The organism is Vibrio sp. 10N.247.311.49 (assembly GCF_041467655.1).
Taxonomy (GTDB): Bacteria; Pseudomonadota; Gammaproteobacteria; order Enterobacterales; family Vibrionaceae; genus Vibrio; species Vibrio crassostreae_C.
The window spans coordinates 1-11,037 of the sequence record NZ_JBFSVA010000045.1 but is presented as its reverse complement, the minus strand read 5'-3'; the positions used below and the strand labels follow the sequence as shown (position 1 = coordinate 11,037).

8 protein-coding genes are annotated in these 11,037 nt (G+C 40.8%); all 8 read right to left on the bottom strand.

Translation table 11 applies throughout. The features are described from left to right. Window positions 1–184: 184 nt before the first annotated feature. The 8 genes from AB6E54_RS22420 to AB6E54_RS22385 all read right to left on the bottom strand — a co-directional run bounded on the left by AB6E54_RS22420 (window position 185) and on the right by AB6E54_RS22385 (window position 10,486). Window positions 185–2,758, bottom strand: a complete 2,574-nt coding sequence (locus AB6E54_RS22420) for an Ig-like domain-containing protein (RefSeq protein ID WP_102332841.1) — start codon at window positions 2,756–2,758, stop codon at window positions 185–187. A gap of 202 nt (window positions 2,759–2,960) precedes the next feature. Then, on the bottom strand, window positions 2,961–3,680 hold the full coding sequence (locus AB6E54_RS22415; protein ID WP_065583727.1) for a hypothetical protein: 720 nt from the start codon (window positions 3,678–3,680) through the stop codon (window positions 2,961–2,963). A gap of 394 nt (window positions 3,681–4,074) precedes the next feature. Then, on the bottom strand, window positions 4,075–4,872 hold the full coding sequence (locus AB6E54_RS22410; protein WP_102332842.1) for an outer membrane beta-barrel protein: 798 nt from the start codon (window positions 4,870–4,872) through the stop codon (window positions 4,075–4,077). A 1-nt stretch (window position 4,873) separates the two neighbouring features. Beyond that, the gene (locus tag AB6E54_RS22405; protein ID WP_102428213.1) at window positions 4,874–5,905 is read right to left on the bottom strand and encodes a hypothetical protein; all 1,032 of its coding nucleotides are present in this window, start codon (window positions 5,903–5,905) and stop codon (window positions 4,874–4,876) included. Continuing rightward, window positions 5,905–6,627, bottom strand: a complete 723-nt coding sequence (locus AB6E54_RS22400) for a hypothetical protein (RefSeq protein ID WP_102321099.1) — start codon at window positions 6,625–6,627, stop codon at window positions 5,905–5,907. Before AB6E54_RS22400 ends, AB6E54_RS22405 begins: the two co-directional genes overlap by 1 nt. Before the next feature lie 10 nt (window positions 6,628–6,637). Beyond that, on the bottom strand, window positions 6,638–9,094 hold the full coding sequence (locus AB6E54_RS22395) for a TcfC E-set like domain-containing protein (RefSeq protein ID WP_241910044.1): 2,457 nt from the start codon (window positions 9,092–9,094) through the stop codon (window positions 6,638–6,640). A 293-nt stretch (window positions 9,095–9,387) separates the two neighbouring features. Beyond that, window positions 9,388–9,903: a hypothetical protein gene (locus tag AB6E54_RS22390; protein WP_065583732.1), complete on the bottom strand. Its 516-nt coding sequence runs from the start codon at window positions 9,901–9,903 to the stop codon at window positions 9,388–9,390. Window positions 9,904–9,973: 70 nt separating this feature from the next. After that, a complete protein-coding gene (locus AB6E54_RS22385) occupies window positions 9,974–10,486 on the bottom strand; it encodes a hypothetical protein (protein ID WP_065583733.1) in 513 nt (170 codons plus the stop codon). Window positions 10,487–11,037 lie beyond the last annotated feature (551 nt).

Genomic DNA, 11,037 nt, shown 5'->3' with positions numbered 1-11,037 from the left:
TAGATGATCTGATCGTAGCTTTAAGCATTAGTTCCCTGATTTAGGAAACAAAGCCTTGTTGCTGACTAAGCTTGAGTTTTGTTTCAATATCCATATTAATCCTTACTGAGTTTAGAAAATAAACCGCTACCCTCTATAAAAAGAAAAAACGGCCCTGCGGGCCGCAAACTCTGAACGTTGAACCCTAAGAACCTGATACGCACGAGACGTAGAACAGATTGGATGGGCCGCTGCTGCTGACGGTGCCAGAGCGGAGGTTCACGCGGTAGTAGACGGAACCACTAGCCGTCGACGACCAGTAGAAGCTGCCGGTCGCCCAACCCTTCGCGGTGTACATGTGACCAAAGTTATTAGAAAGACTCATCAACTCATCCATATTTGCTAAAGCCCAATCATCTCTCCCGTTAAGCTCAAGTGTATTATAATGTTCACAAAGGCTATGTGCTTCAGTAAAACTAAACATTGCAAACGATCCTGAAGGACCATCATCAGGGCTAATTTCAACATGACTACCGTTGTAATTACTATAGCCAACAGCGTTTAAAAAGCTCTCACTTGGAGTACCGGTAAACAACTTTCCATCGCTTTCCGCAATTTTAACACAGGCACCCGCGGCGTTTTGTTGATCATCATCCCCAACTTGGCCACCACACAATAAGGCATGAAAGGTAACTTGGCTAATCGCATTAGTCTGTGTATTGGTTGTTGTGGTGTAAGATGACGCCACATCAAAGGTCATGGTCGTTGTTGGGGTTTGATAGTTTGTATCCCACTTTACCCGCACTTTTTGCTCACCTGATTCATCGGTTTGAGTCGTTTCCGCTTCAAGGATAGGAGTAACCATTTCTGCGGTGTCTGGGTGCTGTTCTGTACTTACCACTGAAATGACTGAGTAACCTTCTACTGGGTTGCTATTTTGATCGGTCAAGGTCGCAGTAACCTGGCCACCTTCCACTGACGTATAAGGTACCGTGTCAATCGTTGCTTCTGATGACACTGCAGCCGTCTTTTCATCACCAATAAACTTAACTTCATAGTCTTGAGTAATGCCACCCACATCAAGGGTTAATGTGACGGTTTCCGCTTTTAAACTGGTTAAGCGAAACTCGGCAATACCATAGCTGTCTGTGGTAACGTTATCGCTGTCCAATGTCACATTTGGGCTAGAGACAGAAGCCGTCACAAGGGTATCTGGTCTTACTTCTTGACCGAGTTTTAACTCAACAAATACAGAACCAACATCAACTCCATCCGCGACAACTTCCGTGCTTGAGGTAGGCAATACAGTAATTAAACCTTGCTTAACACATGTCACATAATAAGCCGATGTTGGATCGACATCGCCTGTAAGGGTGCTGCCATCTTTAAGATCCACCCACTTAACCAGATCTGCTCCGTCATCATAAGCGAGGTATTGCGCTTTAACAGGCCAGTTATGTAACGCCTGAACATCGGTATCAGTGGCCATCAGCTTAAGTTGATCAAACGTCGGCACTGAACCACCGATGGTGTCGCAGTATGCTACGGCCGACGGATAACGAAAACCAGCCATATCAATCGCTGGGCTGTAGCCATCATCGTTCAGTTTTATATCATAAGGCGAGCCTTGCCCGGCTGCATCAAGTGCGGTGGGTGGTCCAATATAGAGATCCAACAAATGAGAAATGTCGTCCCATTTTGATGACTGATTAGGATCGGTCACTTCAACACGAATCAAACCCATGTCATACACTCCATTATGATCACTAACCGCAAAACTAATATAGTGGTAACCTGGTTGTGACGCTTGAAAGACGATCGTTTTATTCTGAGTGTCCAGTGGATCTTTAGGTACCGCTTTTGCGTTAAACGATTCAACATACACCAATTGATAATCATCACTATCGTCCGAGGAAACAAAGCCGCTGATGTCGATTTCTTCATCGGTCAATACGTAGACAACAACTGGATATACAATATTATCGTCAATCGTAAAACCTTGGTTAGCTTCGTAGCCCACCGCAACATCTAAAACCCCCATCAGCACAAGGCCATTAACCGAGTCTTCTAACGTATAAAGAACACGGTCAATGCCGGTAAAACCTGACGGCGGGGTATAATCCATAGTCTGGTCATCTGTACTATTTATTTGAACTGAGCTCGAGCGACCGTACGGTAGTGTAAGCTCCGTTAATACAAACTCGTCACCTAACGTAAAGCCGACTTTCTCCAATTCGTCCTTCAGTAAAACACTCACATCTTCATTAATCAGTGTTGTTGCACTTACTGGAACCAGTTCGGTTGAGCTAGGATTACTACTTACCGCAATGCGCGTAACCGCAGAACTCGAACCTTCTGAGCTACTACTATCACTCATTGGCGCTTCAGCCATACGGCTCATTGGCGACAATGTTTTAGGAGTCACATGATATCGATAGTCACACACCTTGGTATCAAAGGCCTGAATTACAAACCCTGTTTCCGTCATACTTTCTACTTGGCAGCTATCATCATTAGACAAGACCTCGACTTCACTCAGCGCAAAGCCACCACCCGTTGATGAAAATACCTTTGACGACAGGTCAACCTCGAACGATTCAGCATAGCCAGTCGAGTAGGTAGCATTTTGAGCGGAAAGCGTCGCGCTTTGAGTATTAGGGGAAACACTTGCTGAGCTTCCTTCACTGCCCTCTCCACCACACCCAAAAAGGGTAAGCGTAGTAGCGACGACAAAACCCAGGGGAATGCTTCCTCCTGGCTTATTGCTTAAAAGGTTCATATTACTTCTCTTTACTTTTTATTGATTTCAAAATTGATTTTATGATTTGTATTTAATGTTGTATTGGGCATTTACACTTTGCTGATAACAGTGATGCCATGTAGGCTAAAATTAGCACTGAACATGGGTAATGAATGCTGATCGTCCTTGATTAGCATTAATCATTGAAGGCCTATAATTATGTCTATTTTCAGCGTTCCTATTACTGAATAGGCAGTTGCATCTCTTTAGAGTATTTTTTATCGTAAGATGTTACGGTTACATTAAGTTGTTCACTTTGCGTATATTCCGCAAGAGAAAACGTTTTATCCCGACCAGATACAACAGTGAACTTTTGTTTGCATTGCGTATTTTTTTCTGTTGTACATGAGTTAACATAAACATCAATTAGCGTATTACTATTATTATCGATGCGTAAATTCTCGCCCTGATTGTAAATCTTATAATCAAAACTTGGCTTTGTCGTAGGCAGAATATAAACCGGTGAAAAACCATAGTTTATCTCGACACCGTGAATTTTCTCTCCCTCTTCTTTATAACGACTAGGAGTAAATGGCAGCATAAACATCAAATCTTTGCTGTTATCGCAAGACGTGTTGTGACATAAGCTACGAACACCCACGTCTTTCTCTTCACCAGGTCTTAAAACTAATCTTGGGTGCGTAAGAGATATTTTCCAATCATCTAGATTGTTTCTTGTATAACTATTACGAACGATTTTGTCGCCATCAATAAACTGAATTTCTTGTACTTTTCCATTAACAAAAATCGGGTGAGACTCATCATTAATAAGTGTCACGACACCATTGCCCTTTTTATCCGCGACGACAATCATCTTGTCGACATTAAAAGCATTGGCAGCAGTAGAAGTCATTGCTGAACAAATTGCGAATACTGTTAATAGATTATATTTAATTTTCATATTTCTCTCTACTAAAAATAATAAATTTTAGGATACTACTCGTCTATTTTGCTCAGCGCGTATATAACACCAAGCGCGAAAAGAATGAGTACATACATGTTTAAAATATTTGGTCCGATCATTACTCCGCTCTCTTATATTTGACCTTCATGCATATAATTGAGGTATTAGTTTTCATATTTACGAGCCCAAACGATAAAGGTGAGTAGCTCGATTGGTGAACAGTATCGCGCGTTCAGGTTTGAAGGTATTGGGCACTCTTGAATTTCAAAAACGCAAGATGCGAGATAGCTAAACAAGTGTAGATATCATTTACATTGGCGAGATACTCTCTGCTACAAACAAAGAAACACTGCCAAAAAATTGGCAGTGTTTCTGTTTCAAGGAAGGCAATTTAATCTAAACAGCTAACTTTCGGGTAAAGTATTTTCTCTTCAGGGTAAATCAAATTCAAATCACGATTATTAAGATTTGGATTTGCTTCGACTAATTCATCAAGTGAGCTATCAAATGCTCTTGCAATTCGGAGCAAATAGTCGCCAGGAACCACTCGGTATTCAACTAAACGCTGCTGACACGATGGCGCCTTCTTAATTGGGACAATAGACGCCAATTGGGTTTTCGGCCTTGATACTTGGGTCGACTCTTCAACAAGCTGGTCAACATTGGGCCTTGGGTTAATATCTGAAAGGCCTTCTGCGGCTTCATTGCTTGAAAAACGATAAACCAACAGTGCATTAAATGCGTATAGATCGTCTTGTTGACGAGCTAAATCAAAGACGCCTTGGTAACCAAGGTCGGCGCTCCAATTTTTACTCAATTGGTATTTAAGACCAAGCGATGCCGTAAAATTGGTGTCGTCACTAGAAAACGCGCCCCCGACTCCTGCATACAAGGAGGCAAATTCACTGACGGGTAGCAATAAGTCGGTTTCAACCATTACCGCACGTAAACTATCTATTTCCGAATCAGAAAAAGCAGAATAATCAGCATAGCCAAGTTCAAATAGTACGTTTTCACTAATGTTATATCCAACCGCCGCCTTATAACCAAGTGCTTCAGTCTGTCCCATGTTGTCATCAAATGCAGAAAACGTCATGCCACCACTCATCTGGATAGGCAGCTCCTCTGCTGATACACTTATGGATAAGAACACAGCGATAATCGATGACATTAAGTTCATTTTTTTCATCTTAAATACCAGGCTCCAACATGATCGTTACTTCATCAAAATAATCTCCGGAAACAGCAGAACTGCCCTCAATATCGTAATCAAAGTCTAAAGTAAAGTTAATACTTGTTTGCACTCCAGCTCCTTCTGAAATAGCCGTTGTTTGATGCATTAATTGTCCTTCATCAACTAAGTTACCAGAGCTGCACTGATCGCAATGAATGCTGTAAGGAATAACCACACCAGGGTTACTTGAATTAACCAATTCGTATGACTGTAAGGGCATTGTTAAAACAATTCCGTCATTAAAATAGCCGTTCGCTGTAATATCAAATGACGTTGTCGATGTTATTCTTTTGCCAATTGTGTCGTAGACTGGCGTCATGACACCATCTCCACTTACAAAAACACTGTCGAGTTGAACAGGCTGATAATCAAATGAAAACAACATCACTTCATTGATGTTGCGATAAGTCATAATGCCGTCATTTTCATAGTAGTAACGAATATTTACCGGCACTGAAGCTGAATATTGCCCCTCTGGTAGCCCACTTAATGCCGACACTATTTCACTTTCGTTAATATCGAAAATAGGTCTCAGGAAAATAAATGGGCTCGATTTTTGTTTATTAATTAATCGAACAGACGAAACACAGTTTGGACCTTCAACAGTCACAATCGGTAGTGACACTTCATCAAATGAGCACCCACCACCTACCGTATTCGCTGACTGGGCAAATTCAATTCCAGTAGTATTGTATTGAACGCCCGATATATCGATCGATATTGACGGTGAAGTATTCCCATTTCCCCCAATTAAAGTCATCTCTGTTGGAGGTGTACCCGAAAATGTCGCGGCCGCCCAAGCTTCTGAAGCCTGCAACATAGGAGGAGTTTCCCACGTACTTGGCAGCATTTTGCCATTGTAACGTGTCACATTGTCCCAACGAACACCACCAGCCTTCACTTCCGCGCGAACTTCAAACGCAGCTTGAGCCATGCTTGTCGTCATTAATGCAATAAACGCTACAATATATAGGATAGGTCTAGGCATTATATTTTACCTCTCGTCACCATTTCTTTCTTTGAATAGCTTCTGTCGTGAGATGTCACGGTAATGGTCAACTCGTTATTTCGCATAGTTTCGGTTAAAGGGAACGTCTTATTCCTTCCCGATACAACCGTAAATTTTTGTTTGCATTGGGCTTTGTTTTCAGCAACACATGCATCTACAAAAAAATTGAGCATGGTATTACTTTTATTTTCGACTCTAAGGCTATCACCGTTGTTGGTTAATTCGTAAGAATAATTCGGTTGTGTTGTAGGAATAATATAAACAGGTGCGAATCCGTAATTAATTTCCACACCACTCACTACTTCACCAGGTCTGTATTTACTTGGAGAAAAAGACAGCATAAACATCAAATCTTTTGAATTATCGCATGCAGCGTTGTGGCATAAACTACGTATGCCAATGTCTTTCTCTTCACCAGGGTTCAAAACTACCTTCTGGTGCGTTAATGACACCTTCCAATCGTTTAAGTTGTCTCTTGTATATTGTTTTTTTTCTACCTGTTCTCCATCAATAATATTTATTTCATCCACCTTTGCTTGGATAAAAATTGGGTGAGACTCGTCGTTGGTTAACGTAACGATACCGTTCCCTTTATCATCAGAGACAATAACCATTTTATCTACCGTAAAAGCTTGTACACTTATAGATAACAATATAGCGGTGAGTGATACTAAATTTAGTAGAACTTTATTGGATTTCATTTCCCACTCCTTAATTAACTTGTGCGACTGGGTATGTAATGGCGTTGGTGCGATAAAGTCGTTTTGCCAACAGTTTTAACTGATCGATATCTCTTTTATGAAGCGCTATTGTTTCCGCCATGTTTATAGATTCATGCGCTATATAAATTGCCTTAAACGAACCCACTTCTTTCTGAATAATTCGATAACCGTGTAATTCGAGCTTTTTAAGCGCTTTATTCAGTTCAATCGAGCTTTCGTATGCACCTAAATACATCGCTTGTAGTCGTTCACCTGCATCAATCAAATCTATCTGCTTTTCTTGAGCTATTGGCAAACAATAGTTTTGACCAAAGTTCATCTGATTTGTTGAAGTAAATTCATAAGGCAGTAAGCATTGGCTTTCTTTCGCTGACAATTCAAAGTTCATGCCTTCCAATACGGTTACTCTATAAACACCGTCGGCCATTTCATTGACTTCAATACAACCTTCTCCATGACACTTCACTTCTGTAATCGGCTGTTCTGATATGTCATTAAAGGCGCTAACAAACGAAACGACGCGACTAACTCTTGGCTCAATAGAAGCAACCGTACCTGGGTGTGTAAACACGGTTACGTTACTATCACCAGAGTTGTAAAGATCAACGCTCTCTGAATCAAATTTCGCACGATATTGACTATAGTCTTCCAAAGGCACAACGGTTTCATCGTTATATACGATGAACTTACTGTTGTTTCGCCCTTCTTTTTTAAGAGAGAAGTAACCTTTTTCATCAAACGTCTGCTCTGTATTCTGCGACTGATGAATATCGACAAGCGTATAAGACGTTGCCGCTTTATCGGTAATATAAACGCCGTCTGTCGTCACGATTTGAGTGCTAGACAAGCCAGCATTGATACCACTCGTGCCATTGGTGGACGTATGGGCGGAGGCATTCATTCGAGCGTATTTAGTCGTGCCACTGGTCGCCAATAACGCATCTTGATACATATCATCCTGTTGTCGATCGTAGGTGTTACTCACCTCAAGCGACGTATTAAAGGAGTCTGAGTCAATTAACTGATTTCGTCTTACTGTTGTTTTAAATTGATTAATGTCATCACTATCACTCGTCAGGCCCACGATAGTTTCTACTGTATCTGACAACGGGACACTCCATAACAAATTAACTGATATGTCGTCCGTCGCCTCAGAGTAATCGACGTTAATATTAACTCGAGAATCTAAAACTGTGGGCGTGCTGTAACCAACGGAAATAAACTGCTGTTCCTGTTCATCCGAGTTACCTAAATTGTCTAACTGCTTGTCGTTATTAAGCGAGTAAACCGCATACATAGATTGTCCACCGCGGAAGCTGTACGAAGAATTCAACGATAGACGTGAATAATCGGCATATCCGTACATATAAGAAGCAACTGGATCACCAAGTTCATTATCGAGAGACTCATAAGATAGACTTAAATAAGGGATACCGATATTAGCATTAAAGTGAGATGCGTCTTCGAATTGGCTGTACACAGCTTCAGTACTCAAATCCCAATCAATCAGATTGTATGCACCACCAACGGTGTACATAGTGCCACTGTCCGTGACCAAGCCGCCCAAGCCTACTTGCAACGAACGGGTGAGTTGGTAGTTAGCTAATGCCTTGCCATAAACATCGTCTTCAATATTTTTAATGCCATGTTCCGTGTAGTCGTAATGGCTTCCTGAAAACATACCCGCAGTGGCAACGAAATCCACTTCCCCCTGAGTCAGAGAGTCACCTTTGGTGTTATATACTTGATAAGTCTGGGTATTAACAACTTGCCCACCACTTGTCACCTCAAGTACAGCTTCATAGCGACCAGATGGTAACTTGCTGTAAGGAATTGAGTTCTGCCCTTCTGGTACGTTATCTTGAAAAATCAATCGACCATCACGAAGAACTTGTACACCGCCACTTGTTGGCGCATAAAAGCTCAATACTTTGTCGTTATTATGTCCGCCTACGAGCAACTTTTTAGAGGTACCTACCGTGAGCGAGTTTTGAGCAACTCGAGCGGTGTTATTCAGGAAGTCAGTTGAGTTAACCTCTGGCTCAAATTCAAAATGACCCGCTTTTATTGAGTAAGAATCGATATCTAAATGATATGCCGCTTCATACAATTCAGAACCGTTATCACTGTTGTTGGCATTGAAATCAGTTTTGAGGTATCCGTAAGGTAGCCCCAGTGTCGTTTCATTATTTAAAGAAACGATTGAGTCTTGATCTTGATATTCACTCACGTACAGATCAAATGAATTGATTAACCCATTGTGTTGACTCAGAGACGAGTGGTATACCAGTTCTTTATCGAGATTCGAGTATGACAACACCTGTGGAGATACAAAAAGATAGACTTCTTGATCGTTATAGTTATGAACGATCTCAAACGTTTCTGGGTACAACTCACACTCATCGAGCTTACCTAAACACTCAGACTGATCTTGTATGCCAACCATTAATTGATCTATGATCTTCTGCTGGTACTCAGCCGACACTGTATTATCATTTAAATAGTCAGATACCTGTGCGATCGCTTTTTTATTATTCGAGTCTAATTTTAACGTGTTAAACGACGTTAAAAATGGGATCGGTGAAGTAAGGGAACCATCTAAGTTACGTATACGGACTGTTGACTCTTTCAATTCAAACAGTTCTTCAAAACCTTCAAGAACATTTTGACTATAACTTGAATACGAATACACAGGCAATAACACTAAAATTGCCATTGTTATGAGTTTGAACCTGAACATTATATATCTACCTCTATATTGAACTCTATCTCACCATTACACCTCTCCGCTTGGCCCGCTGTGATGATATCTTTAAATGACTGAAAACTTAATATAATGTCATGCTCACTATACTTATTGTCGCCATCATTTAAATTGAAATTTGAAAAAGAGACGGATTCACCCTCTGACAAACTTATCCCGTCAATCGTTAATGTAACGAAATCATCCTGAACATTGCTCACTCCAGAGTAGTCCGTACAAATTGACGTATTTTTTGTTAACGTTGAAATATAAGGAATATCCGAAGACTCAAAAGGTATATCTGTTTCAATTCTTAATGTGGTATTAACATCATCAAATTTTGTTTTGTCTTGATTTGACGTCAACTCCAGAACTGCCGGAATAAATTCAACAGAATTAATTGAATTTGTATAAAGTTTGCCTACATCGAGGCTCGTAGTAATGTAAAGCACTTTGAAATCGGCGTTGGCATTCATACTCATGAAAGCCAATAGTATTAAAACTTTTTTCATATTGACTACCATCGTAGAGAAATAAGGCTCGTAATTACTACGAGCCTTTGAATCGGGAATTTTCTACAAATTAAACAAGGTCAGCCATAACCGTTACTGATGCTTGAACAGTAGTTCCACCTACTTCAGATTCAGGTAATACAGCAGTCTGCTTAACTTTAGTTGAAATAGTTTCTTCACCAGAAACAACATCACCAACGGCTACTGGTGCACCATTTACATTAATCTCAACAGCTTGAGATGGGTTTGCCACACCGTCAAAAGCTACTGATGCATCAACTAGAGTCCAGTTAGCTGAAGCTAATGCACCAACAACAGGAGTAACAGCATCACCATCATTTAAGTGAGACTCAAGTACGATAGTATCTGATTCAAACACACCGTCTGTGCTTGGAGTGATAGTACCGTTAAGCGCTGTTGTATCACCTCCTAGGCCAGTGATGATAAGTGCATCTGATGCGTTAGTTACTGGAACAGTGCCACTCCATACAACAGTAGCATTTGAAGATGCGTTAGCACCTGCACTTACTGCCATACCCATAAGAAGAACTGATGCTAGTGCGCTTTTTTTGAAGTTAAACATTTTACTTTCCTTTAAAGATTAAATATTTCATAAATTAGTAATCCCGCTCCTGCGTTTAAATTTGTTAACGCTCATCGGTGACAGGACGAAATAAATTATGCGGAACACTGGAAAAGAAATATTGGGCATTTGAAAATTCCATTTGCCGAAAATGCCGATTCGATAAAACCATCAACAGTAAAGCTAGTAATACCTACCTTCGTTTTATCTACATCTATAATAAAAACCTGCCCGATAAGCTATAGTTTAAATTCTAATAAAAGAAGATTGAATTACATAAGCAATCGAACAATACTTACCATAATAGAGATTATCGAGGACAAAGAATGCCACTCACGTTTGCACACTTCTTAGAACAAGCCAGAAAGGAGCGAGGTTTAACACAGCAGGAGATGCTTGAGTTACTGCTTGAGGCCGACCCGACATTGTCTAAGCTCGACCTCAGGGCAAGATTACGAAGCCCCTTGCCCTGCAAGGACTTGCGAAAGGTAAGCGTTATTGCGGTTCGCTTTTTTCTGCTTTCTTTTGATCCCTGCTTTGAAGCTGATTTC